Raw genomic sequence first — 23524 nt, 5'->3', positions numbered from 1 at the left:
ACCGATGAGCCTCTACGAACTCGAACGCGACGGCAAGGCCCAGGAACTCATCCGCCTGCTCAGGGAGAGCGACAACGAGCGGGTCACGGCCCGCGCCGCAGAGCTCCTGGGGAACTTCGACGACCACGACGACCGACGCGACGTGGTCAACGCGCTCGTGCGGGCGGCACAGGGCGACAGCGAGGCCGTGACCGCCGCCGCCATCGACTCGCTCGACGAACTCGGCGACGACGCCATCACCGAACTCATCGGGAGCATGGCCGGCGTCGACCTCGAAGACGACGCCGCGGACTGGGTGAAAGCCAAGGCCTACATGCAGGCGCTCGACGCCGACGTGGCCGAGCTTCGGATGGCGGCCGCCAACGGCCTCGGGACCCTCGATCAGGCCGACGCGGTCCCGAAGCTCGCCGAACGCTTCGAGGACCCCGACTCGCGCGTCCGGGCGCGGGCGGCGCGCTCGGCCGGGAAGATCGGCGACTCGCGGGCGACGACGCCCCTCGAAGGCGTCCTGACGGATCCGAAAGCCGCCGTCAGGCGCGAGGCCGCCGACGCGCTGGGCAACATCGGCAATCGGCAGGCGCTCCAGGCGCTCCTCCCGCTGTACGAGGACGACGACGAACGCGTCCGCCGGATCGCTGTGGGGGCATTCGGCAACTTCGAGAACGACCGCCCCGTCGACTACCTCGTCGAGGCGCTGTCGGACGACTCGGCAGCCGTTCGACGGACCGCGGTGTACTCGCTCATCGAACTGCTCTCGAACGTCCCGACGGAGCAGAGTCACGAGATCCGCGACACCGTCGTCGAGAAGCTCTCGAACACCGACGACCGGAGCGTCGTCCTCCCGCTGGTCGAGATCTTGGAGGAGAGTTCGCAGGCCGCCCAGCGACGCAACACCGCCTGGCTCCTCGGGCGCGTCACCAGCGAGGAGGAGCGCGACCGCGTCATCGACTCGCTCGTCGACGCAATCTCCGGCGACGACCAGATGCTCCGGCAGTTCGCCGCCACCTCGCTCGCCGAACTGGGCGGCGACGACAACATGGTGGAGCGGCGGCTGCTCGACATCGTGAAAGACGACGGCGTCGATCCGCAGATACGGGGCCAGGCCATCTTCACGCTCGGAAAGGTCGGCGGCGAGCGCTCTCGGAAGACGCTCGACCGGCTCATCGACGACACCGAACACGACGTGATCCGAAAGAAGGCGTTCTCGGCCATCTCGAAGCTCGGTGGTCGCAGATGAGCCGGCCGAGTGGATTAAGACCCGCCGGGGCGTACGTCACGTCGACAGCGAGCTGACCGATGAGCGACGGAGAACACGCGCTGGTCGACACGAAGGGGAAGTTCGTCCAGGTCGTCTCGGACGGTCGGAAGCGAAACGACATCGAGTGGCTACCCGGTCGAATCCTCCTGTCGAACAAGCGGCTGGTCCTCGCGACGAACCAGGGCAAGCGGACCATCCCGCTGTCGAAGCTCACCAGCGTCACGGCGAGTCAGATGAACCAGTCGCTGGCGCAGGTCGACAGCTACGTCAAGATTCAGTCCGGCCGCGACGTGACGCTCGTCTCCGCCAGACAGGACGAGGAGTTCCAGTCGAATCTCTACAGCACCCTGCTGGACCAGATCGTCATCCTGGTCAAACACCCCGCGGTCAAGGGCGGCGTCGTGCAAGACGGCGGCTGGGAGAAGACCCGTCTCAAACTCGACGGCGACTGCCTCAATCTCGCCATCTCCAGCGGCACGTTCGTCGAGCTCGATATCGACGACGTGGGGACCGTCGAGGCCAAAGAGAAGGAGGTCCGCGGCGAGGAGCGCCCGGTTCTTGAGGTCGAACACACCATCGAGGGGACCAGCGTCGAGACGCACGTCTCCGGGGTCCCCCGGCACGTCTCGCTGCTGGAGGGGCTCGTCCGCCAGGGCGAACAGCGCAACATCGCCGACGACGTGGAGCTCTCCGACGCGGAGACGCAGGTCTTGATGGCCCTGTACTCCGGTATCTCGCCGTTCAAGATCCCGGACTTCGTCGATATGGAGATCGGCGAGGTCGAAGGCGTCTACGACCGGCTCATCGAGTCGGAGATCCTCGAACCGGTCCGGACCCGCCGGGAAGTCCAACTCGAAGCCCGCGGGCGGTCCATCGCGAGCGACGCGATGGCCGACCAGTAGCCACACGGGCCCGCGTCAACGAGTCACAGTGGGGAACGACGGTTCGACGCGTTTTTGAAGCGCGGTCGATAGACCACAGGTATGGCAGAATTTACGGTCGCCGTTTCCGACCCGGAAAGCGGCCACACCTACCAGATCGACGTCGACGGACAGGACGCCAACCGATTCATCGGCCGCGAGCTCGGCGACGAGGTCGACGGCGGCGCGGTCGGCCTCGACGGCTACACGCTCGAACTCACCGGCGGCTCCGACACGGCCGGCCGACCGATGCGCCCGGACGTCCGCGGCGTCGCGACGAAGGAGATCATGTCCGACGGCGGCGTCGGCTTCGAGCCGACCACCGACGGCGAGCGAAAGCGCATCACCGTCCGCGGCCGCGAGGTCAGCGACGACACGCGCCAGATCAACGCGAAGATCACGGATCGCGGAAGCGACGACGTCGACGACCTGCTCGGCGGCGACGACGAGTAAGCCCGCGTGCCGGACCGCGTTCCCAGCGACCACGATACCGTCGAGACGCATCGCGTCCCCGTCGAATCGATCGGCCGGACCGACCGCCCGCGCGTCGTCCTCCCCGCGGACCTCGGCCTCGAGGAAGGCGACGCCGTTCGGCTGGCGCTCGACGGAGACGGCTACCACGCCGCCGTCGGCGAGAACTTCGACGGCGAACCGGTGCTCTCGCACGTCGCCGACAACCGCCGCCTGGCCCGCGAGAGCGAGGGGCCGAACCGGCTCGCGGAGTGGGTCGAGTCGAGCGAGGTGTCCCTCGGCGGGTCCGCTCACCTCGACGTGATCACCGCCGGCGAGGAGTACGGCCTCCGGACGCCCGGCAAGCGCGTCGTCTACACCGCGACCGACGGCCCGGACTCGTCGCTGTCGGACATCGCCAGAAACCTCGATAATTGACGACAGTTCGCGCCGCTCGCTCGATCTCGTCCGATTTTCTCAGTTGATACTCGCGCGAAACGCTCAATATCGGGGCTCGTGTAGCTCCCGTAACGTCCGATGTCGGAATCAGTGATCGCGGATTTCGTGGGCAAATTCAACTCGGAGGTGGCTTCACGGGGCGACCCCATCAAGGGACGCGTCGTCCTCTCCCAGAAGCGACTGGTCCTGGCCGCCAGCGAGTCCGACAAGCTGACGATTCCGCTCGAGTCCATCTTCGACATCGCCATCGGGCAGGTCCCGCCCGACCTCGGTGACTTCTTCGACTCGACGGTGACCGTCGCCTTCGAGCGAAACGGGCGGCGTCTCATCGCGGCGGTCGAGGCCGACAACGAGAAGATCGAGAAGTTCGGGACCGTCCTGTTCAAGGCCGTCGTCAACGGGACCGAGACCACGGTCAAAGAGCGCGCCCGCGTCGGCGGTCGCGTCACCGACGAGTCGTTCAAGACGGCGCGGCTGTTTCTGACGGCCGGGACCGTCGAGTTCCGGCGCAACGACGGCGCGTTCACGGTCGACCTCAAGACGGTCTCCGACTTCGAGCGCAACACGCGAGAGATCGGCGGCGCGAAGCGCCCGGTGCTGACGGTCCGGCACATGAAAGACGGGACCGCCATGACGACGCAGGCGGCGCTGGCCTCCGGCCGGAAGATGTCCATCCTCGGACGCTACCTCCGCCGGGAGTACTCCGAACTCATGGAGGAACTCCGGAACGTCGAACTCACGAAGGACAAGAAGGAGGTGCTGGTCGCGATGTACTCCACCGGCGACATGGACGGGATGCCGCTCGCCAGCATCCTCGGCAAGGACTCCTCGCAGGTGTCGATGATCCTCCAGGACCTCTCCGAGGACGGCCTCATTCAGGACGGAGGCGACGGCCCCGCGCTCACGCCGACCGGGAAGGTCGTCGCCAGCCGCCACCTGGAAGACGTGAACGCCTGACTGCGACGGAGCGCACCCCGACGCGGACGGGCCGCTGTCGTGTCGTCCGCTTCAGTCCTCGGCGGCGACGACGGTGCTGACCCGCGCGTTCTCCTTCAGTTTCAGTCCCGCGCCGCCGACAGAGAGCGGCACTCGCGGGAGGGAGTCCACGTGCAGCGTCGGGTGCGTGGCCCCGCGTTCGAGCAGTTCCGTTCGGGGCTGGAGCGTCACCGTCGCGTCGCCGGTCAGCGACTCGTTGTACTCGAGGAGGTACTGCCCGTCCCGGAGCGTCCACCACTCGTAGTCGTCGTCGGGGTCGCGCTTGTGCGTCTCGTGGAGCGCGGTCGTGGCCGCGTCGAGTTCGCCGCCGCCGAAGTCGATCCGGCCCGGTTCGACGACCTCGTAGACGGCCGCGACCGTGAGATCGAAGCCCGGACTGTCGGTCTGGGTCGGTTCGTGGACGATATCGGTGACGTACTCGCTGAGATCGACCATGCCCCGCAGTAGCACGGGCCGGGTGAAAACGCTGTGTGTCGTGACCGAGAGCGGGCCATTTTTGCCCGGCGAGCGTCTCAGGGCGGGCATGACCAATCACGCGGAGTTCCTGGCGGGCGAGCGGCCCGACGACGTGCTCTTCTTCCTGCACGAGGACGCCGTCTCGAACCCCGGCGCGCTGGCCGACTACGCCGACGCGGTCGAATACGGCCACGTGCTCGTCCTCCCCGGCGACGACGGCCGCAGCGCCTTCCAGTCGGCGACCGGCATCGACCCGATGGGGCTGGCCCAGCAGGCGATGGGCACCGAGGGCCACGTCCACGACGACCTGACCGGCGCGGACTGTCCCGTCGCCGAGGAGGAACCGGACATCGACCACACCACGCGGTTCGTCTTCGCCTTCGCCGAGGAGCAAAACGAGGACGTGGGCGGCCTCTACGCCGAGGGCGACGTCATCCACGCCTACGCGGTGTGCGCCTGTGGCGAGCGCTACAGCGACAAGTGGGTCGTCGAGCAGTAGCCGGCGGGCCTACAGCGAGAACGGCCGGGCCAGTCGGGCGAGCAGCGCCTTCGGCAGGCCAGTGACGAGGCTCCCGTCGCGGGAATACCGTATCTCTACGTCGTCGCGCGTGACGCCGTGGCGGAGGTGCTGGACGCCGTCGACGACGAACCAGCAGCCGAGGAGCGCCCCCGGAGCGACGACCCACGTCGGACCGCCGGCCGAGACCGTGTAGCCCAGGAAACCGAAGATGAGCAGCCCGAAGACCACGTGGTCGGCGTAGTCACCGACGGCGGCCCGTGCGGCGTCGGCGACCAGCCAGACGCAGAAGGCGATCGCCGCTGTGGCCGCGGCGTACCGTATCGAGCCGTCGAGGACGTACAGCGTCACACCGACCGCGACGGCGCTCCCGAGGCGCTTTCGTACGACTGTTTCGCGCGCGATTCGAGTGTGGAGGGACTCGGACATCACTCAGAGGTGTCGACAGAGAGATCTATCAACGTTGCGACGGGCGAAAAAGCCGCTCACTCCGTTCGCGGGTGACGCTGCTATCTGTCGGTATCGACGCCTTCCTCCTCTTCTTCGGGAAGCCGCCGGAACGCGTCCACGATGGCCTGCTTCGCCACCGCCCCCTGCGTCGTCCGAGTCCACCTTTTTCTCCTCGGGAACGCTCACTGCGTTCGCGCACCACTCGTCGAAAAACGTGGGCGAAAAAGCCGCTCACTCCGTTCGCGGGTGACGCCGCTATCTGTCGGTATCGACGCCTTCCTCCTCTTCTTCGGGAAGCCGTCGGAACGCGTCCACGATGGCCTGCTTCGCCACCGCCCCCTGCGTCGTCCAGTGGTGGGCGTAATCCATCATGTCGTCGTAGATGTCGGGCTTGCAGCCGGCGGCCTTCGGGTGGCCGCCGCCGTTGACCTGCTGGGCGACCTCGTGTGCGCGCTCGAAGTTCTCCGTGCCGCGGATGGAGGCCGAGCCGGCGGGCTTGACGACGACGGCGGCGTCGGCCCCCTGCTCGCGCAGGGCCTCGGCGACCTCGTTCTGCGAGCAGCGGCCGTACGTGACGCCGACGGTCCAGTCGGCGACCTCGCGGAGTTCCGCCCGGTCGACGGCCTTCTCGATGAGCGCCTCCTTCTCGACGCGCTTCTCCGCGAGGAAGTCGTGGACCTCGGGCGAGAGGTCGGGGCCGTGCTCGCGGACCGCCTCGATGTACTCCTCGGGCTCGCTCCAGTAGGAGAAATCCGCGAGGTCGTCGCTTCGGGGGTCGTCGCGGATCCAGAGGTCGTGGTCGCGAGTGACGGCGGCGAGGTCGGCCCACTGCTCGTCGAAGTCGTGGTCGAGTTCGCCCAGCGCCACGTCGGCGGTGCACACTTCGTCGGAGTCGCCGACGGTGCGCTCGACGCCGGCCGCGTCGACGGCGGCGGCGAGGTCGTCGGGCCACTGGTGGTGGTCGAACCAGACGACGCGCTCGACGCGGGCGACCACGTCGTCGAGCGGCGCGACATCGGAGTCGCGGTCGGGACAGAGGTCGCAGACGAAGACGGTCGCGCCGGGGTCGGCGTACTCGGCGGTCCACTCCAGCGCCTCGGTGAGTTCGTGGGGGCCGGCGGGGAGCAGCGCGCCCTCGCCGTGGGCCTGCCGAATCAGCGCGGTGCAGGCCAGGCCGTCGGCGTCAGGGTCCGCGATGACCACGACGCCGGCGTCGGAAACGGTCTCGGCGGCCTCGGCTTCGGCCTGTTCTTCCTCGTAGGAGTCGGGGACGAAGAAGCCCTCCCCGGGGAGAACGGATTTGCGGCCGAGAGAGAGGCGGTCGTCGTCGATGAGCCAATCGTCCATGCCCGAGCAAGCGGGCGAGTCGTCAAGAAGCCGTCGGGTTCGGCCGTCGCGGATGCGGATCGACCGCCCGCCGCGGAGCCGCGAGGCGAGGCCACGCCGCTCTCACGGGGCCGTCTCGACACCGCGGACCTCGAAGCGCGCCCCGCCGCTCGCACCGTCGGTCACGGAGACGTCCCAGCCGTGGGCGTGGGCGATTTGCCGGACGATCCGCAGTCCGAAGCCGGTGCCGTCGGTCGCGGTGGAGTAGCCGGCCTCGAAGACCTTCTCGCGGTCCGCCGGCGGGACGCCGGGGCCGGTGTCCTCGACGTAGAAGCCGTCTGCGAGCGAGCCGACGGTCACCGTAACGGCGCGTTCCTCGCCGTCGTCGGATTCCGACGACGGCGGACTAGTCGGCGGACCGCGTTCGACGGCGTCTCCCTGCGCTTGCGAGGAGAGGGGTGCGGGACCGTGCTCCACGGCGTTCCGGAGGAGATTCTCGAACAGCTGTTCGAGCCGGGCGCGGTCGGCGAGGATCGTCTGGTCCGTCTCGACGACGAGCGTCGACGCCGCGGTCGGGACGTTCTGCCAGCACTGCTCGACCAGGTCGACGAGCGCGACCGGTTCGGTGTCGCTGACCGCGTCGCCGCTCCTGGCCAGCGCCAGCAGGTCGTCGATGAGCGCGTGGCTTCGGTCGAGCGCGGTCCCAATGTCGTCGAGGTGCTCGCTGTCGGACTCCGCCCGCGCCAGTTCGAGGCGCCCCCGGGCGACGTTGAGCGGGTTTCGGAGGTCGTGGCTCACGACGCTCGCGAACTCCCGGAGCTGCTCGTTCTGGCGCTCCAGTTCCCGCTGGCGAGCCCTGCGCTCGGTGACGTTCTCGGAGACAGCCAGCCCGGAGATGACCTCGCCCTCGTCGTCCCGCACTGGGACGGTCTGGACGCGGTAGCGCTCGCCCTGGTACGCCTGCTCGAAGACCCCTTCGTTGCCGGCCAGCGCCTCGCGGTAGTAGTGTTCGGTCTCCTCCGCCAGGTCGTCGGGGAACAGGTCCTGGGCCGTCATTCCCTCGAAGTCGTCCGAGGTGAGACCCACAGCGGCGAGTTCGCTGCCGGCCGCGAGCGTGTACCGGAGGTCGCGGTCGAACAGGAACACGCCCATGTCCGGGAGGTTCTCGACGAGCGTCCGGTACCGGGCCTCGAGCGCCCGCCGTTCCCGTTCGCGTTCCTTCCGATCGGTGATGTCGCGTCCGATCCCGACGAGGAGCACCGTTCCGTCGGGATGCGTGACGCGATTGGCCACGAACTCGTAGGGGATCTCGGAGCCGTCGCTGGTCAGTAGCGGTGCCTGATGTCGGGCGTGGCCGGTCTCGAACACCTGCGTTATCGCCGCCGCCGTCGCCTCCCGGTGCGTCTCAGGAACGAAGTCGACCCCGTTCATCGTCGCGAGGGTCGCGTCGTCGTAGCCGGTGACCGCCGCGAAACTCTCGTTCCACCGCTGTAAGTCGCCGTCGGCGTCGTGGACGAACAGCAGGTCGTCGATGCCGTCGAGCACGCAGTCCGTGTACTCGCGGTATCGGCGGAGTTCGCGCTCGCGTTCCTTCCGGTCAGAGATATCGCGGACGAGTCCCTGGACGAAGACGATCGCGCCGTCGTGGCGAACCGGGCTGGCGCTCACCTCGACGTCGACCCGCGAGCCGTCCGCGTCGACGAGCGCCAGTTCGAGTTCGCGGACCGTTTCGCCGTCTCGGACGCGGGAGAACCCATCGAACGCCGTCGCGAGGGTGTCCGCTTCGACGTACTGCTGGAAGTTCTCCCCGAGGAGTTCCTCGCGCGTGAAACCCAGCAGGGACTCGACGACGGGGGAGACGTAGGTGAACACGCCGTCGGTGTCGAGGCGGAAGATCGTGTCGGGACTGACCTCGGCGATCTCGCGGAAGCGGCGTTCGCTCTCGCGCCGGCGCTGTTCCGAGCGGTGGCGCTGGATGGCGGTCCCGAGGACGTTGGCGACGCTCTGGACGAACCGCACGTCGTCGTCGCTGAACGAGCGGCCGGTGGTCGCGTACGTCCCGAGGACGCCCCACGGGTCGTCGCGGCTGCCGACGACGACGCTGATTCCGCTGACGACGCCGGAGTCGGTGAGTAGCGTTGACTCCCGGAATCGGTCGTCGCCGGACAGGTCCTCGACGACCACCGGCTCCGACACAGACAGCGTGTAGCCCGCCTGCGTCCGAGGACCGGCGTCGACCGTCTCCCGGTCGGTGACCGGGCGGTCCCACCCCGTCGCGGCTACGGGTGAGAGCCGGTCGTCCTCGGCGACGGACCGAAGGGCGGCGGCGTACTCGGTATCGAGACGGTCCGCGATGAGACCGACGGCGCGCTCGAACAGCGACGGGAGCGCGAGCCCCTCGAGCGCGTCCCGGCTGAGCGTCGCGATGGCCTCGTCCTGTCGGCTCTTCCGTTCGAGGTCGCGAGTGGCCCGATACGCCTCGACGGCGTTGGCGATGCGGTTCGCGAGGACCGTGTACTGATCCGTGCCGCCGCTCTTCTGGAGGTAGTCGGTCACGCCGCTCGAGATGGCGTCGCTGGCGATCTCCTCCGATCCCTTCCCCGTGTAGAGGATGAACGGGAGGTCGGAGTCGAACTCTCGGACGGCTTCGAGGAAGTCGATGCCGTTCGTTCCGGGCATGTCGTAATCCGAGACGATACAGTCGATGTCCCCGTCTTCCAGCCGCGCCAGCCCGTCGGTCGCGTTCGCTGCCGTCTCGACGCTGAAGCGGTCGTCTTCGCGTTCGAGGAACTGAGCGACCACCGCCGTGAGATCCGGGTCGTCGTCGACGTGAAGGACGCGAACCTGGCTACGCATACCCTCCCTATACCGGTCGGTAGGGATATAGACACGGTATCAAATGACAAGGGGTGGAAGGGAGAGGCGACGGCGTGCGACGCGCTACGGGACGAGGCGCGTCCGGTCAGACCCCTTCTCGCTCGGGGTTGGGGTCGCCCTCGAGCTGGCGCACCGTGAGGACCGGCATCGGGGCCTGCCGGACGACTTCCTCGGCGACGCTCCCGAGGAGGAAGCCGTGTTCGCCGTGACGGCCGCGGGTCCCGCTCGCGATGACGTCCGCGTCGTGCTCGTTCGCGTACTTGCAGATCTCGTCGGCGGGGTCGCCCTGCCGGACCGCGGTGATGAGTTCCTCGTCGGCCTCGGCGTCGGCGGCCTCGCGGATGAACGACAGGGCGCGACCGCCGGTGGTCGCCAGCGCGCGCTCGAGCGCCTCGCGGACCTCCTCCGGCGTTGCCTCGACCTCGCCGGCGTCGACGACGTACAGCCCGTGGACGGTCGCGTCGAAGCGCGCCGCCAGATCGAGCGCCGCCTCGACGGCCCGCTCTGCGCTCCCGGACCCGTCCGTGGCGATGACCACCGTATCGAACATACGCCACGCTATTTCGGGCACGATTAAATAAGCAGTCCCTTCCCGGACAGGACGCGGCGGGCGACGGGGCCCGGACCTCGGTGGCTTTTTGCCGGGTGGGGTCACAGTGGCGTGTGATGGACATCGACCTCGTACTCGCGCCAGTCGACGGCAGCGACAAGTCAGAACGGGCGGCCGAGTACGCGATCGCCGTCGCGGAGCGATACGACGCGGACATCCATCTCCTGTTCGTCGTCGACGAGCGACTGCACCGCGACATCGAGAACGGCGACGTGGACCCGGAGGTCGTCGCCGACATCCACAAGTCCTTCGCCGACGACATCCACGCGCAGTTCGCCGATTCCTACGACGGCGCGTTCGACACGTCGGCCGCCGCGGCGTTCTCCGAGACGCGGCTGATGCAGACCCCGGGGAGCGTCGTGCTCGACGTGGCCGAAGCGATCGGGTCGGACTTCATCGTCGTGCCGCGCGAGGCCGACGCGGAGGACGCCGTGGGGCGCGCGGCCTTCTACGTCATCGAGTACGCGAGTCAGCCAGTCCTCTCCGTCTAGAGGCGAATCGCCATCTCGACCTCGAAGCTCTCGGTGTTGCTCGTCTCGAAGCCGACTTTCTCGTACAGCGCGATCGCGGGTTCGTTCCAGCGCTCGACGGTGAGCCACACCTTCCCGACCCCCTGGTCCTGCCCGTGACCGAGTAGCGTTTGGACGAGTGCCGTCCCGATACCAGCACCCTGGTAGGCCTGTAACACGAAGATCGCGAGTTCCTGCTCGTCCTCGTTGTCGGGGACGAGCGTCGCGTGGCCGATCGCGTCGCCCTCGTGTCGGGCGACGACGTTGAGACACTCGTCGCCGAGAATGACGTCGAGCCACTTGCGGATCGCCTCGTCCTTGACCGGCGGGATGCCCTGCGCGCGGTCCTCGGGGTTGAAATCGAGGTACATCTCCACGAGGTCCTCGGTGTCGGTCGCGTCGGCGGCGACGACCTCGATCTCGCGGCCCTCGCCGTCGGTGATCGTCCGCGGCGGTCGCGGGAACGCGTCCGCGGGGTCGTCTGGGTACGTGCGAGTCATCGGATGAGCGTGATCGGGGTCTGTGCGTTCAGCAAGACGAACTCGACGATGGAGCCCAGTTGGATCTTGCCGAGCGGTGAGCGGTTGCCGCCGCCGAGAACGATGCGGTCGAAATCCTCGCTCTCCGCGATGTTCACCAGATCGCTCCCCGGGGACGACCCCTCGATACGGCGGATCGTCGCCTCGACGCCGGACTCCTCGATCCGTTCTCGCACGCGTCGAGAGACCGTCTCTACGCCCTCGTCCGCGTCGTCGTCCTCGTAGACCGCGACCGTCAAGTCGTCGCCCGTCTCCGAGGCTCGTGTCAACGTTTCATCCAGTGCGCGGTAGGACAGATCGCTGCCCCCGACACCGAGCAGTACGTTCATAGCCGGGACTTGTATACCCCCGGTCAAAAAGCCACCTGGCGAACGTGTCACACAGTTGTTTGGAGTGGCGTCTCGCGGCGATACCCTTTTTCGCCGCGGGGACCCAACGTCGGCCATGACCGAGGGCGCATCGCCGGACGAGACGGACATCGACGGAGGGGACGCCGAACCGGAGCCGAGCGACCGGCCGGCGACCGAGAGCGACGAACACACTGGGGACGGGGACGGAGAGCCGAGCGGGGCAGACGAGGGGACCGCCGAGGAAGCCGACGATGGAGTCGCCGACGCGGCCGACGAGCAGGACCCAGCGGTCCAGAACACCGACGTGCCGGCCGACGTACGAAAGTACGACCGCTTCAAAAAGATCGAGGGCGGGACCTACGACCGGGCCAACGACTTCCTCAGGGACCGGACGTACATCACCGCCCGCGAGTGGGCTATCGCGCGCCTCTGTGCCGACTTCCGGACCGAGACGGGCGTCGAGATGACGAAGATCGGCGAGAACCTCCCGGAACTCGTCCCGTTCATGACCGACACGTACACTCCGCAGGCCGTCAATCAGGCCCGCTCGGCCTTCGAGGACAAGGTCCGGAAGGCCGGCGCGACGTTCCTCTACGGCGCGATGTGCGACTTCTTCACCGCCGAGGAACTCGACGACGTGATGTACGAGGCCACGGAGGTCGCGAAGTTCCTGCTCGAAGTCGAGGGCGTCGACCTCGCCGTCGAGGACGAGATGGAGGCCGAGGATCGCATCTCGACCGTGATGCGAGAGGTCCGCGAGCAGTCGGCCGCGCTGCGACACGACGAGGTGTGTTGTCCGGAGTGCGGCCACGAGTTCGAGGCGGATGAGTAGACCAGTTCGGACAGCGAGATTCCGGAGGAATCTCGGGCCCACGAGCGGTGGAACCGCGAAGCCCGCTGTGCGTGTCCGAACACGTAGTCGTCCGCCTCGCTTGCAGCGGACGAGTAGGCCCACTCGGACCGCGAGATTCCGGAGGGATCTCGGGCCCACGAGGGGTGGAACCGCGAAGCCCGCCGTGCGTGTCCGAACACGTCGGTGAGATGAGCGATCCCGGATCGGAGCCGCGAGGGTCCGCGATGTCGGACCGCGAAGCGAGACAGCGAGTCCTGCGAACCGACCTCGCGATCGGGCTCGGCGGCTCGGTGCTCGGCTACGCGGAGGCGGGCCCGGCGCTGTTTACCGTGCTCCCGACGCTGGCGGTGGTCGGCCTGCTGACTGCGGCGGCGCTGTACGCCGTCGAACACGCCGCGGTCCCGGGCGTGTACCCGGAGGTGACCGCGCTGGCGTCGCTCGTCGTCCTCGCGGCCGTCGTAGCGGGGTTCGTCGTCGTCATCGAGGCGAGTGTGGCTGTCGTCCTCGCCGGCGCGCTCTCCGGGTTCGGGGTCGGCGTCCTGTGTTATCGGCTCTGCTACGGCTTTCTCTTTCCCGTCCCGGCCTTCCGGCTCGATCGGGTCAGAGAGCGGTGAGGTTCCGGCTACTCGACCACTTCGGCGTCCGCGTCGCGGACGTTCTCGCCCTGGTGGTCGTAGAACACGTCCTCCTCGCCCCCGTCGCCCAGCGCGTCGCCGCGCTCGTACACGACGGTTCCCCGGACCATCGTCCACTCCGGGAAGACCGCGTCGAAGCCCTCGAAGGGCGTCCAGTCGCACTTCGAGTGGAGGGTCTCGCCGCGAACCGCGGTCGTCTCAGTGGTGTCGACCAGGACGAGGTCGGCGTCCCGGCCGGCTTCGATCGCGCCCTTCTGCGGGAGGTCGAACACCTCGGCGGGGTTGCGCGCGGTGAGATCCCGGACGCGCTCGTAGGTGAGGTCGCTGTCCGAGTCGCGGGCCTCGGCGAGCAGGAGTGGGAGTGCCGTCTCGACGCCGGGGACGCCCGACGGCGCGTCCCAGATGCTCGCGTCCTTCTCCTCGCGGGTGTGGGGCGCGTGATCGGTCGCGATCATGTCGACGGTGCCGTCGACGACGCGGTCGTAGAGCTGCAGCCGGCGCTTTTCGCGGCGCAGCGGCGGGTTCATCCGGCCGAACGTACCCAGGTCGGAGAGGTCGCGACGGGAGAGCAGCAGGTGGTGGGGCGTCACCTCGGTGGTCATTCCGGCCTCGCTGGCGATGTCGACGCCCTCCGGCGTAGAGGTGTGAGCGATGTGGATCGTCGCGTCGCGCTCGTTCGCCACCGAACAGGCGCGTTCGACGGCTTTCGCCTCCGCCTTCGCGGTTCGGAACGCGCTCCAGGCGTCGGCGTCGTCGCGGGCGCGGGCGTCGTCGTTGAAGTAGTCGGCGTCCTCCGCGTGAACCGTGACCGGCACGCCCTTCTCCGTCGCGGCGTCGAGCGCGTCGGCGAACAGGTCGGCCTCGATGCCCATGTCGCCGGTCGAGTCGGCGAGGAACACCTCGCCGAGGGCGAAGAGTCGCCGGCGCAGGAGGACGTTCGGGATCCAGTCGGCCGTGACGCCGCCGTTGATGCCCCAGTCGACGACGGCGTCGGCGGCGAATTCGGCCTTCTGATCGAACGCCTCGCCGTCGATCGTCGGCGGGTCGGTGTTGGGCTGGTCGACCACGGTCGTGACCCCGCCGGCCGCCGCGGAGCGAGCGCCCGTCTCCCACGTCTCCTTGTGCGGATAGCCGGGCTGGCGGAAGTGGACGTGGGCGTCGATCATGCCGGGGAACAGGCGCTTGCCCGTCGCTTCGATGACGTGCTGATCGTCGGCGTCGAGGTCGCGACCGACCTCGGCGATGGACTCGCCACGCACCCGGACGTCGCGCTGGCGACCGTCGGGCAGCGTCGCGTTGCGGATGAGCATACCCCCAGTCGGCCGGGCGAACCCCTAAGTGTCTCGGATGTGGCTCACCGAAGCGTCCCGCTCCGCCGTCAGCGCCGCTTCGAGCGCCGCGGCGACGCGGTCGGGGTCGTCGGTCCCGCCGGCGCGGGCGACGCTCCCGACGCTGTCCGGGTCGAAGGGGACGCCCAGTGCCGCGTAGACCGGCGTCAGCACCGCGGCGAGCTCCTCGTGGTCACGGACGACGACGACAGCGCCGACCACCGCGACGGACTGGCGGACCCGCTGGGCGAGACCGGCGACCTTCCCGGCGGCCTGCAGCGAGTGGGTCCCGGGACAGAACGAATCAGGCGGTTCACCCTCTCGTGCGTCGACACCGCAGTCGGAGAGGGCCTGCTTGACCGCGTCGCTGACTCGGTCGTAGCGGGACTGGATAATCCCGCGAGGGTCGTCGGTCGGCTCCGCGAGCGCGACGGCGACGGTCGACCCGGTGTAGGCGACGGCGCGGCCGCCCACGGAACGCTCGACGACCGCGTAGCCCCGGTCGCGAGCGGCGGCCTGCGCTCGCTCGTAGCCGTCGCTGGAGGCGTCCCGGCGACCGAACGCCACCTGCCGGTGGGGCCGCCAGACGCGGAGCGCCGCCTCGCGGTCCGACGCGACGCGGTCGGTCATCTCCCGGGTCCGCCGGTAGTCCCGGTCTGGGTCGGCGGCCCGACCCCGGAGCAGTCGCATAGCTCGACAGTGGGTCCGCGGAGACAAAACGCCCGCGGCAGGGTAGGGGAGACAGCCGACGGCCCGAGCAGTCCGCTGGCGCAGCGATGGCGGACAGGCGACACTCGACCCTCGCGACGGGACGTGTCGCGCTCCCGCGGCCCCCGTCGCGTGTACAGTCAGCGCATCGTCCGCGGGTGGCCCCGGCATCGGACTTGAACCCTCGGGCGACAGCCACTTGCTGGCGCGCACCTAACCGACGGCGATGGCCGTGACGCTCCCCCGGGACGTACTCGCCCAGTACTACCGCTTCTCGCTGTACAACTCCCCGTTCGATGCCCACGACGAGGGGTGCGCGATCGACCTGTATCCCGAGGGCGCGTGTGCGCCGTCGCCGGTCGCCGGCGAGGTCCTCGACACGAAGACGGTCCGCGCGCCGCCGAAGGCCTACGCCGCCGAGCACGACCACCTCGTCCTGGTCGACACGGGCGAGCACGTCGCCCGGATACTCCACGTCGACCCGCGCGTCGAACCCGGCGAGTCGGTCGCGGTGGGCGACGACCTCGGCGACCTGGTCCGGGCGGGCTTTTTCGCGCCGTGGGTCCCGAACCACGTCCACCTGGGGTTTCGCGACCCTGACGCGAACTCCTATCGGGCGTCGGGATCGCTCCCCGTCGACGTGGCCGCCGATGTCGAGGCGGTCCCGTGGGACGGACGCGGGACGGTCGTCGCGGCCGGTGAGACGTGGGCGCGACTCGACGCGCCCGAACATCCCGCGCCGGGCGAACGCTTCGCCGGAGTCGCGAACGGTGTCGGAGGCGGAAATCCCAGTGTCCTCGACGGCGGCTTCCCGCACTACGACGGGGGCGGTTTGCTCGGCGGTCGTGGGGGTGAGCACGCCGCGCTCGCGGGGAAGCGGGTCGGAACGGCCGACGGGCGCACCGTCGCGTGGGACGACGTGACCGTCCTCGCGAACGGCGAGGCGGTGACCGGCATCGCGCTGTTCTGCGACCGAGAGCGGGCCGGCGTCAAACTGGTCGGCCGGGAAATCGACCTCGACGTGGGAGACGCGGTGCGGGTGACTATCGAGGGGGTTGGCGGCGCAGACCCCGGGTAGCGTCGCGACGGCCAGCCATCAGGCGAAGTCGAGGCCCGCGCGGTCGGTCACTTCGCCGAACAGCCAGTCGGCGTGCTCCAGCGCGTACTCGCGGTGGTCTTCCTCGATGAAGCCGACGGCGTCCTCGACCAGAACCGGGCGGTAGTCTCGCAGGCCGGCGCTGGAGGCGGTGTGGAGCACGCAGACGTTGGCGAGCGTGCCGCAGATGACGAGGTCCTCGACGCCGTGGGCGTCGAGCCAGCCCTCCAGTTCCGTCTGGTAGAAGGCGTCGTAGGTGTGCTTGACCACGACCAGGTCCTCCTCGGCCGGGTCGAGGTCCGCGACCAGCTCGGCCTCCCACGAGCCCTCGACGACATGTTCGCCCCAGCGCTCGAACTCGTCGTAGTAGTGGGCGTCCTCGAACTGCCCGGGCGGGTGCACGTCGCGAGTGAAGACGACGCTGGCCCCGGCCTCGCGGGCGCGGTCGACCAGGTCGCCGCAGGGGTCGACGGCCGCTTCGCTGTCCGGCGCGTAGAGGGTCCCGTCGGGGTGACAGAAGCCGTTCTGCATGTCCACCACGACGAGCGCGGTCTGTGACGGATCGAGTTCCATACGCGGACGTTCGGGCCGACGGAGTACCAACGTTACCCCGTGTGACTTTTCACTGCGCTGGCCCACGTTCAGGTAGATGCGCCGCCCCCTCGCCCTCGCCGTCGTCTGTGTCGCGCTGCTGCTCGCAGGCTGTCAGGCCCCCGGATCGCCGGCGGAGCAGACGCCGCTCGGCGGCGACGCCGGACAGACCGACGCCGCCGCGACGCCGACCGAACCCGCGGTCGATCTCGCCGTGAACGGGTCGGCCCCCGACGCGCCGACGGCGGACCGACTGGGCTACGAGAACGGCTACTGGTACAACGAGTCGCTCGCTGTGACGACCGAGGACGGGCTGAACGAGACGGAGCGCGAGGCCGTCGTCGCCCGGACGATGGCCCGCGTCGAGCGGATCCGCGGCCTGGAGTTCGAAGAGACGGTCCCCGTCTCGGTCGTCTCGCGGGCCGAGTACCGCAACAGCACCGGCGGCGGCGATACCGGCGAGTCGCTGCGGCGGTTCGACAACGCGAAGTTCGAAGCGCTGTTCTTCGTCGGCGAGGACCGCGATTCCATCGCCGTCCAGAGCAGCAACCGCGGCGAGAGCGTCCTCGGCTATTACAGCAGCCGACGCGGCGAGATCGTCGTCGTCAGCGACTCCGAGACGCCGACGATCAGCCGCGGGACGCTGGCTCACGAACTGGTCCACGCGCTCCAGGACCAGCAGTTCGGACTGGGAAGCGACGCGAACACGCGCGACGGCGTGCAGGGTCGGAACGGGCTTATCGAGGGCGACGCCGTGGCGACGCGCCAGATATACTCCGAGCGCTGCGCGGCGACGTGGGAGTGTATCGAGACGCCGACCAGTGGCGGCGGTGGCGGCGGCGACCGCCACTTCGGTATCAGCTTCATGCTGTACTTCCCGTACAGCGACGGCCCGGGCCTGGTAAGCGACCTCCGTGAGCGCGGCGGGTGGAACGCGGTGAACGACGCCTACGGCGACCACCCCGACAGCGCCGTCGAGGTGACCTACCCGGCCCGCTACCCCGAGTGGGAGCGGGCGTCGGTGTCGCTCGCGGACCGGTCGAGCGCCGACTGGGAGCGGGTCCGCCCCTCGACCGACCGCGACCGGCCCGACTACGCCGTCGTCGGCCCGTCGGCCATCGCGGCCTCGATGGCCTACACGCTCGCCGACGACTACAACGACTCGGCGGTCGTCCGCACGGGCGACGTCATCAACTACGAGTCCGACGGCTCGCTCCGGAGCGAGGACCCGTACAACTACGACCTGCCCGCCACCGACGGCTGGCGCGGCGGCCGGATGCACGTCTACGCGAACGGCGGCGAGACGGCCTACGTCTGGAAGACGCGGTGGGACAGCGAGGCCGACGCCAGCGAGTTCGCCCGCGCCTGGGAGCGCGTCGTCGTCCACTGGGGCGGGAGCCAGCGCGCCGACGGGACCTGGGTCATCGCGGACGACAGCCCCTACGCCGACGCGATATCGATCTCCGTCGATGGCCGGACAGTCACCGTCGTGAACGCGCCGACTGCGGCCGAACTCGACGAGGTCCACGATGCGTAGGGAGCGCCTGCTCGCGCTGTCGCTGGCGCTCGCCGCGGTCCTCGCCGGCTGTTCGGTCCCGTCGTTCGGCGGGAGCGACCACCCGGCGACGCCGGCCGGCGAGGACGCGATCGGCTGGGAGGACGGCTACTGGTACGACGACCCCGTTCGCGTGACGACCGGCGACGGGCTGAACGAGACGGAGCGCGAGGCCGTCGTCGCCCGGACGATGGCCCGCGTCGAGCAGATCCGACAGCGGGAGTTCGAAGAGTCGGTCCCCGTGTCGGTCATCTCGCGAGCCGAGTACCGCAACCGCTCGCGCGGCAACGGGAGCGGCGGCGGGCCGCCGGAGGACCCCTGGAACGACCAGGTGTGGGAGGCGCTCCTCCTCATCGGCGAGGACTCGGGCAGCAGCGAGGAACTGGACGACACGCTCTCGACGACGGTCCAGGGGTACTACTCGCCGAGCCGCGACGAGATCGTCATCGTCAGCCCGACGGAGACGCCCCAGATCGACCGGCGCACGCTGTCGCACGAACTGGTCCACGCGCTCCAGGACCAGCAGTTCGGCCTGAACGGCTCCGCGGAGACCCAGGACACCCAGCTCTCGCGCCAGGGCGTCACCGAGGGCGAGGCGAACTACGTCCGGATCTTCTACGAGCGGCGCTGTGGCGACCAGTGGGAGTGCATCGCGCTCCCGGACCGCGCGTCGGAGGGCAGCGGTGACGGCAACGAGAGTGCGACACAGCAGCCGAGCTACAACGAGGGGCTGTTCACCGTGCTCTACCAGCCCTACGTCACCGGGCCGGCGTTCGTCCACTCGATCCGTGAGGACGGCGGCTGGGACGCCGTCGACGCGCTGCACGACGACTTCCCGGACAGCACCGAGCAGGTGCTCCACCCCGAGAAGTACCCCGACGAGAAGCCGGTCGCCGTCGACGTTTCGGACCGCTCGTCCGACGCGTGGGACCGCTTCGACCACGACCCGGTCGGCGACACCGTCGGCGAGGCGTCCATCTACGCGACCGTCTACCACAACGACCAGACCGACGGCGACCGCTACAGCTACGAGAGCGAGGCCTCCGAGGGCTGGGCCGGCGACCTCGTCGTGCCGTACCGGAACGGTTCGGGCGGCTACGGCTACGTCTGGGAGACGCGCTGGGACACCGAGGAGGACGCCCGCGAGTTCGCCGACGCCTACCGCGGCGCGCTGGTGGAGGAACACGACGCCAGCCAACTGCGAGCGAACGTCTACGTCGTCCCCGAGGGCGACCAGTTCGCCGACGCGTTCCGCGTCGTCAGGTCGGGCAAGACGGTCCGCATCGTCAACGGCCCGACGGTCGGCGACCTGAGCGAGATTCACCGAGCCGAGACCTGAACGCGATCAGCTGACGCGGCGGTACGCGAAGCGGCCGAATCCCGTGACGGTGACGACGGCCGTCGCGTAGGCGGTCAGATCGTGTGGCGGCCGGGAGACGGCGAGGTAGCCGCCCACCGTCCCGAGCGCGGCGAGGCCACAGAGCGCCCAGAGGACGACGGCCCAGCGGCCGCTGACCGGCGCATCCGGGTCCGAACCGCCGCCGTCCGAATCGCCGGTCTCGGCGTCCGTCCGGTCGAGAATCCGCGTCGGGTCGTCGGGAACGCGGTCGTCGGTGTCGGTCCGTGAGAGTGGACTCCGTTCGCTCTGGTTCAGCGGAATCTTCGACAGGACGAAGCGGAGCCACCGCGTTCGCGGCGTCAGCGCGTCGCCCAGCAGCAGGAGGCCGAGCGCGACCAGCACGCCGACGGGGAAGAAGTCGAAGCGCTGGGCGAGGTAGGCGTCGCCGGGGTCGTCCGGGTCGTAGCGGACGGTGACCGGCGACCCCTCGGCGTAGTTCGCCAGCACCCGCGCGGCGCGGTCCCGCTGGTTCGTGTCCACGTCGCTGCCGAACGCGACGTCGCGACCGGTGTAGGTCCGGCCCTCGACGCGGTAGGTGTAGGTCACGTTCGGCCGGTAGTACCGGTTGCCGCCGAGCGTGGGTCGGCCGATCTCGGCGTAGCTGTCCATCTCGACGGTCTCGACCGTGCCCGTCGTCGCGGCGTAGCCGGTGGCCGTCCGGTACTGCGAGCCGCCGAGGCCGATGCCGGCGGCGAGCAGCGCGAGCGCGAGCAGGAGGGCGACGGAGCGGCGGGGACTGAGCACGCCCGACGGGTAGCGATGGCGACGTAGAAAGCGTTACGAGGACGGGCCACGGCGGAGGCGTCCCTCGCTGCGGGGGCAAAGCGTGACCGTCGACCGGACCGCTTTTTCCCTCGCACGGCCGAACACGGGACAATGACCGAGGAGTTCGACATCGTCTCGCCGGAGGCGATTCGCGACGGCCGGGCGACCGACGCCTACTTCGACCGGACGATGGAGGCGCTGGAGCACGCGGGAAAGAACCCGGAGGTCGTGGCGGAGGTCACGGCGAACCAGTTCGCGACGGGGACCTGGAAGGTGCTGGCCGGGCTGAAAGACGCCGCACAGTTGCTCGATGGGCTGGCCATCGACGCCGACGCCCTCCCCGAGGGGCAACTGTTCGACGGCGGTCCGGTGATGCGAATCGAGGGGCCGTATCGGGAGTTCTGCCGGCTGGAAACGGCGCTGCTCGGCTTCCTCTCGCACCCGACCGGCGTCGCCACGCGGGCGCTCGAAGCGCGCCACGCCGCGCCTGAGTCGACGGTGCTGTCCTTCGGATCCCGACACGTCCACCCCTCCATCGCCGCGATGATCGAGCGGGCGGCGCTGCTGGGCGGCCTCGACGGCATCTCGAACGTCGCCGCGGGCGAGGTCATCGGCCGCGAGGCGGGCGGGACGATGCCCCACGCGCTGGTCATCTGCTTCGGTCGCGGCAATCAGGAGGAGGCGTGGCAAGCGTTCGACGAGGGCGTCCCAGCGGAGACGCCGCGCATCGCGCTGACGGACACCTACAGCGACGAGACGGACGAGGCGCTTCGGGCGGCCGAGGCGATCGCGGACCTCGACGGCGTCCGCCTGGACACGACCGGCTCTCGCCGCGGGGACTTCCGACACATCATCCGCGAGGTCCGCTGGACGCTCGACGCCTACGGCCACGAGGACGTGGACCTGTTCATCTCGGGCGGGCTCGGGCCCACCGAACTGCGCGACCTCCGCGACGTGGCCGACGGCTTCGGCGTCGGGAGCTACGTCGCCAACGCCGACCCGCTGGACTTCGCGCTGGACCTCGTCGAGGTGGACGGCGAACCGGCGGCAAAGCGGGGCAAACTCACCGGCAAGAAGTCGGTGTACCGGACCGCCGACGGCGGCCACCACGTCGGCCTCGCGAGCCGCGAGGGGCCGGAGAACGCCGAGTCGCTCATGGGACCGCTCGTCAGGGACGGCGAAGTCGTCAGGGAGTTCGATCTGGACGCGGCCGTCGAGCGCGCCGCGGCGGACGCCGAGCGGGTCGGGTACGAAGGGGTCGACGCGTCGGAAGGCCGGGATTAAGTCGGCCCGACGCCAACCGCGGGTATGGTCGACCGCATCATGAAGGTCAACGCGTACACGACCTTCGACCTGCTCGACGGCGAGGTAGAGGGCCACGGCTTCGAAGACGAAGCGCTGGCGGTGCTGAACGTGACCGCGCCGCGAAAGAATCCGGACCACGTCGAACTCCAGTTGGAGATGGACAACACCGACCTCGACGCGGTGAAGCCCCACGCGGACTCTGTCACGCTCTCGGCCGCACAGGCGCGCGAACTCGCCGCCGAACTCGAAGAGTACGCCGGGCGCGTCGAGGACGCGCAGTCGGACGACTGAACGCGTCGCCCCGGCAACTGGCGTCCATCCCTGACGAAGCAGGGCGTGAACAGTCGGAAACGCTTTGGTGTGACGACACATACCAGAATTCATGTCGACCGAGACGCCCGGCAACCCCGCTGCGCGGGAGCTCGGCTACTGCCCGTGCTGTGGCTACCGGACGCTCCCCGAGGGTCGGCCCGGGTCCTACGAGATGTGTCCGGTGTGTCACTGGCTCGACGACCCGATTCAGTTCGGCGACGACGAGTACGTCAGCGACACGAACCACGTGTCGCTGCGCGACGCCCGCGAGAACTTCCGCGAGCACGGCGCGTGCACGCCGGACGAGGTCGGCGACTGCGAGTCGCCGGACGGCATCGACCGCGACCCGAACTGGCCCTACGAGGAGTGAGCGGCGTTTCGCTCGGCCGCGCTCGGCTCACGCGGCCAGCGAGATGTCCAGGTACAGCATGACGATGATTCCGATCATCAGCCCGAGCGTGGCGACCCGCTCGTAGCCGTGCTGGTGCGTCTCGGGGATGATCTCGTCGGAGATGACGAACAGCATCGCCCCGGCGGCGAAACCCATCGCGTAGGGCAGGAGCGGTTCGACGAGCGTGACCGCGACGGCCCCGAGCACGGCGAGCGGGATCTCGACGACGCCCGCCCGAATACCGGCGAAGGCGGCGTAGAGGCGGCGGTCGAGGCCGGCGTTGATCGCCGCGACGGAGACGGCGAGCCCTTCGGGAATGTTCTGGATGCCGATGGCGAGCATCAGCGAGATCGCCCCACCTAGCTGTGCCGGGTCGCCGCCGGCCGCGCCGAAGCCGACGCCGACGGCGAGTCCCTCCGGCATGTTGTGCAGCGTGATGGCGAGGATGAACAGGACGACGCCGGTCAGCCGCGCCTCGTCGACCGGCAGGGACTGACTGGGGTTGGCGGCGTCGGTCCGCCGGCGGCCCGTCAAGAGATAGTGCGCGTGGGGGACCAGCCCGTCCGCCTGGTCCAGAAAGAGCGCGCCCAGTGCGACGCCGACGAGGGTCGGGATCGGATTGCCGGCGGAGTACTCCTCGATGCCGGGGAGGATGAGGCTCGTAAACGCGGCGGCGAGCATCACGCCGGCGGCGAAGCCGAGCGCGGCGTCGAGCGCCCGCTCGGAGGGGTCGCGCCAGACGAACACGAGCGACGCGCCGAAGAGATTCATCAGCGCGATGATGATCCCGCCGACGAGGCCGTTTATCAGCGGGTCGGTGCCGACGACGCCGGCGAACAGTTCGACGAGCCCGGATTGCATTCGTCAGG

27 protein-coding genes are annotated in these 23524 nt (G+C 69.4%); 15 read left to right on the top strand and 12 right to left on the bottom strand.

Annotation, left to right across the window (positions count from 1 at the left end; translation table 11 throughout):
* Positions 1 to 4: 4 nt before the first annotated feature.
* The 5 genes from GM656_RS17805 (at position 5) to GM656_RS17785 (ending at position 4044) form a co-directional block, all read left to right on the top strand.
* Complete coding sequence (locus GM656_RS17805) at positions 5 to 1237, top strand: HEAT repeat domain-containing protein (protein WP_162415052.1); 1233 nt, start codon at positions 5 to 7, stop codon at positions 1235 to 1237.
* A gap of 59 nt (positions 1238 to 1296) precedes the next feature.
* Positions 1297 to 2160 (top strand): CheF family chemotaxis protein, encoded by an 864-nt coding sequence (locus GM656_RS17800; protein ID WP_162415051.1) that lies wholly within the window; start codon positions 1297 to 1299, stop codon positions 2158 to 2160.
* 81 nt (positions 2161 to 2241) lie between these two features.
* Complete coding sequence (locus tag GM656_RS17795) at positions 2242 to 2631, top strand: 30S ribosomal protein S6e (protein ID WP_162415050.1); 390 nt, start codon at positions 2242 to 2244, stop codon at positions 2629 to 2631.
* Positions 2632 to 2637: 6 nt separating this feature from the next.
* Positions 2638 to 3066 (top strand): DUF7112 family protein, encoded by a 429-nt coding sequence (locus GM656_RS17790; RefSeq protein ID WP_162415049.1) that lies wholly within the window; start codon positions 2638 to 2640, stop codon positions 3064 to 3066.
* Positions 3067 to 3165: 99 nt separating this feature from the next.
* On the top strand, positions 3166 to 4044 hold the full coding sequence (locus tag GM656_RS17785; protein ID WP_162415048.1) for a CheF family chemotaxis protein: 879 nt from the start codon (positions 3166 to 3168) through the stop codon (positions 4042 to 4044).
* A 51-nt stretch (positions 4045 to 4095) separates the two neighbouring features.
* On the opposite strand, the gene GM656_RS17780 is transcribed toward GM656_RS17785, so the two are convergent.
* On the bottom strand, positions 4096 to 4518 hold the full coding sequence (locus GM656_RS17780) for a dCTP deaminase/dUTPase family protein (protein WP_162415047.1): 423 nt from the start codon (positions 4516 to 4518) through the stop codon (positions 4096 to 4098).
* 88 nt (positions 4519 to 4606) lie between these two features.
* On the opposite strand from GM656_RS17780, the gene GM656_RS17775 reads away from it, so the two are divergent.
* Positions 4607 to 5038, top strand: coding sequence for a DUF5807 family protein (locus tag GM656_RS17775; protein WP_162415046.1), 432 nt, complete (start codon positions 4607 to 4609; stop codon positions 5036 to 5038).
* A gap of 9 nt (positions 5039 to 5047) precedes the next feature.
* On the opposite strand, the gene GM656_RS17770 is transcribed toward GM656_RS17775, so the two are convergent.
* The 4 genes from GM656_RS17770 to GM656_RS17755 all read right to left on the bottom strand — a co-directional run bounded on the left by GM656_RS17770 (position 5048) and on the right by GM656_RS17755 (position 10259).
* Positions 5048 to 5485 (bottom strand): hypothetical protein, encoded by a 438-nt coding sequence (locus tag GM656_RS17770; protein ID WP_162415045.1) that lies wholly within the window; start codon positions 5483 to 5485, stop codon positions 5048 to 5050.
* Between the two features lie 276 nt (positions 5486 to 5761).
* Positions 5762 to 6853: a DHH family phosphoesterase gene (locus tag GM656_RS17765; RefSeq protein ID WP_162415044.1), complete on the bottom strand. Its 1092-nt coding sequence runs from the start codon at positions 6851 to 6853 to the stop codon at positions 5762 to 5764.
* Positions 6854 to 6955: 102 nt separating this feature from the next.
* Positions 6956 to 9688, bottom strand: a complete 2733-nt coding sequence (locus tag GM656_RS19405) for a PAS domain S-box protein (protein WP_162415043.1) — start codon at positions 9686 to 9688, stop codon at positions 6956 to 6958.
* A 106-nt stretch (positions 9689 to 9794) separates the two neighbouring features.
* Entirely contained in the window at positions 9795 to 10259 is a 465-nt protein-coding gene (locus GM656_RS17755; RefSeq protein WP_162415042.1) for a universal stress protein, read from the bottom strand.
* A 116-nt stretch (positions 10260 to 10375) separates the two neighbouring features.
* Between GM656_RS17755 and GM656_RS17750 the strand changes: the two genes are divergently transcribed.
* Positions 10376 to 10810: a universal stress protein gene (locus tag GM656_RS17750; protein WP_162415041.1), complete on the top strand. Its 435-nt coding sequence runs from the start codon at positions 10376 to 10378 to the stop codon at positions 10808 to 10810.
* Here the strand turns inward: GM656_RS17750 and GM656_RS17745 are convergent.
* On the bottom strand, positions 10807 to 11328 hold the full coding sequence (locus tag GM656_RS17745; RefSeq protein ID WP_162415040.1) for a GNAT family N-acetyltransferase: 522 nt from the start codon (positions 11326 to 11328) through the stop codon (positions 10807 to 10809). The genes GM656_RS17750 and GM656_RS17745 overlap by 4 nt on opposite strands.
* Positions 11325 to 11696: a universal stress protein gene (locus GM656_RS17740; protein ID WP_162415039.1), complete on the bottom strand. Its 372-nt coding sequence runs from the start codon at positions 11694 to 11696 to the stop codon at positions 11325 to 11327. Before GM656_RS17740 ends, GM656_RS17745 begins: the two co-directional genes overlap by 4 nt.
* 115 nt (positions 11697 to 11811) lie before the next feature.
* On the opposite strand from GM656_RS17740, the gene GM656_RS17735 reads away from it, so the two are divergent.
* Positions 11812 to 12549, top strand: a complete 738-nt coding sequence (locus GM656_RS17735; protein WP_162415038.1) for a DUF5806 family protein — start codon at positions 11812 to 11814, stop codon at positions 12547 to 12549.
* Positions 12550 to 12794: 245 nt separating this feature from the next.
* The gene (locus GM656_RS17730) at positions 12795 to 13184 is read left to right on the top strand and encodes a hypothetical protein (RefSeq protein ID WP_241692814.1); all 390 of its coding nucleotides are present in this window, start codon (positions 12795 to 12797) and stop codon (positions 13182 to 13184) included.
* An 8-nt stretch (positions 13185 to 13192) separates the two neighbouring features.
* Here GM656_RS17730 and GM656_RS17725 read toward each other — a convergent pair whose 3' ends face one another.
* A complete protein-coding gene (locus GM656_RS17725; protein ID WP_162415036.1) occupies positions 13193 to 14515 on the bottom strand; it encodes a dihydroorotase in 1323 nt (440 codons plus the stop codon).
* Between the two features lie 24 nt (positions 14516 to 14539).
* Complete coding sequence (locus GM656_RS17720) at positions 14540 to 15223, bottom strand: lipoate--protein ligase family protein (protein WP_162415035.1); 684 nt, start codon at positions 15221 to 15223, stop codon at positions 14540 to 14542.
* 244 nt (positions 15224 to 15467) lie between these two features.
* Here GM656_RS17720 and GM656_RS17715 point away from each other — a divergent pair, with 244 nt between their 5' ends.
* Complete coding sequence (locus GM656_RS17715; protein WP_162415034.1) at positions 15468 to 16319, top strand: hypothetical protein; 852 nt, start codon at positions 15468 to 15470, stop codon at positions 16317 to 16319.
* A gap of 18 nt (positions 16320 to 16337) precedes the next feature.
* On the opposite strand, the gene GM656_RS17710 is transcribed toward GM656_RS17715, so the two are convergent.
* Positions 16338 to 16910 (bottom strand): cysteine hydrolase family protein, encoded by a 573-nt coding sequence (locus GM656_RS17710; protein WP_162415033.1) that lies wholly within the window; start codon positions 16908 to 16910, stop codon positions 16338 to 16340.
* Positions 16911 to 16986: 76 nt separating this feature from the next.
* Between GM656_RS17710 and GM656_RS17705 the strand changes: the two genes are divergently transcribed.
* Positions 16987 to 18465, top strand: coding sequence for an Hvo_1808 family surface protein (locus GM656_RS17705; protein ID WP_162415032.1), 1479 nt, complete (start codon positions 16987 to 16989; stop codon positions 18463 to 18465).
* Positions 18458 to 19822, top strand: coding sequence for an Hvo_1808 family surface protein (locus GM656_RS17700; protein WP_162415031.1), 1365 nt, complete (start codon positions 18458 to 18460; stop codon positions 19820 to 19822). The genes GM656_RS17705 and GM656_RS17700 overlap by 8 nt, the downstream gene beginning before the upstream one ends.
* 6 nt (positions 19823 to 19828) lie before the next feature.
* On the opposite strand, the gene GM656_RS17695 is transcribed toward GM656_RS17700, so the two are convergent.
* Complete coding sequence (locus tag GM656_RS17695; protein ID WP_162415030.1) at positions 19829 to 20626, bottom strand: DUF3592 domain-containing protein; 798 nt, start codon at positions 20624 to 20626, stop codon at positions 19829 to 19831.
* 132 nt (positions 20627 to 20758) lie between these two features.
* On the opposite strand from GM656_RS17695, the gene GM656_RS17690 reads away from it, so the two are divergent.
* The 3 genes from GM656_RS17690 to GM656_RS17680 all read left to right on the top strand — a co-directional run bounded on the left by GM656_RS17690 (position 20759) and on the right by GM656_RS17680 (position 22634).
* Positions 20759 to 21931, top strand: a complete 1173-nt coding sequence (locus GM656_RS17690; RefSeq protein ID WP_162415029.1) for a nicotinate phosphoribosyltransferase — start codon at positions 20759 to 20761, stop codon at positions 21929 to 21931.
* 24 nt (positions 21932 to 21955) lie between these two features.
* Positions 21956 to 22243, top strand: a complete 288-nt coding sequence (locus tag GM656_RS17685) for a DUF6360 family protein (protein WP_162415028.1) — start codon at positions 21956 to 21958, stop codon at positions 22241 to 22243.
* Between the two features lie 91 nt (positions 22244 to 22334).
* A complete protein-coding gene (locus GM656_RS17680; protein ID WP_162415027.1) occupies positions 22335 to 22634 on the top strand; it encodes a CPCC family cysteine-rich protein in 300 nt (99 codons plus the stop codon).
* A 27-nt stretch (positions 22635 to 22661) separates the two neighbouring features.
* Here the strand turns inward: GM656_RS17680 and GM656_RS17675 are convergent, their stop codons facing one another.
* Positions 22662 to 23516 (bottom strand): ZIP family metal transporter, encoded by an 855-nt coding sequence (locus GM656_RS17675; RefSeq protein ID WP_162415026.1) that lies wholly within the window; start codon positions 23514 to 23516, stop codon positions 22662 to 22664.
* Positions 23517 to 23524: the final 8 nt, after the last annotated feature.

The sequence above is a fragment of the Haloarcula salina genome, from assembly GCF_010119195.1.
Taxonomy (GTDB): Archaea; Halobacteriota; Halobacteria; order Halobacteriales; family Haloarculaceae; genus Haloarcula; species Haloarcula salina.
Note: the sequence above shows the minus strand (reverse complement) of the source record. Positions and strands in the feature narration are given on the sequence as shown.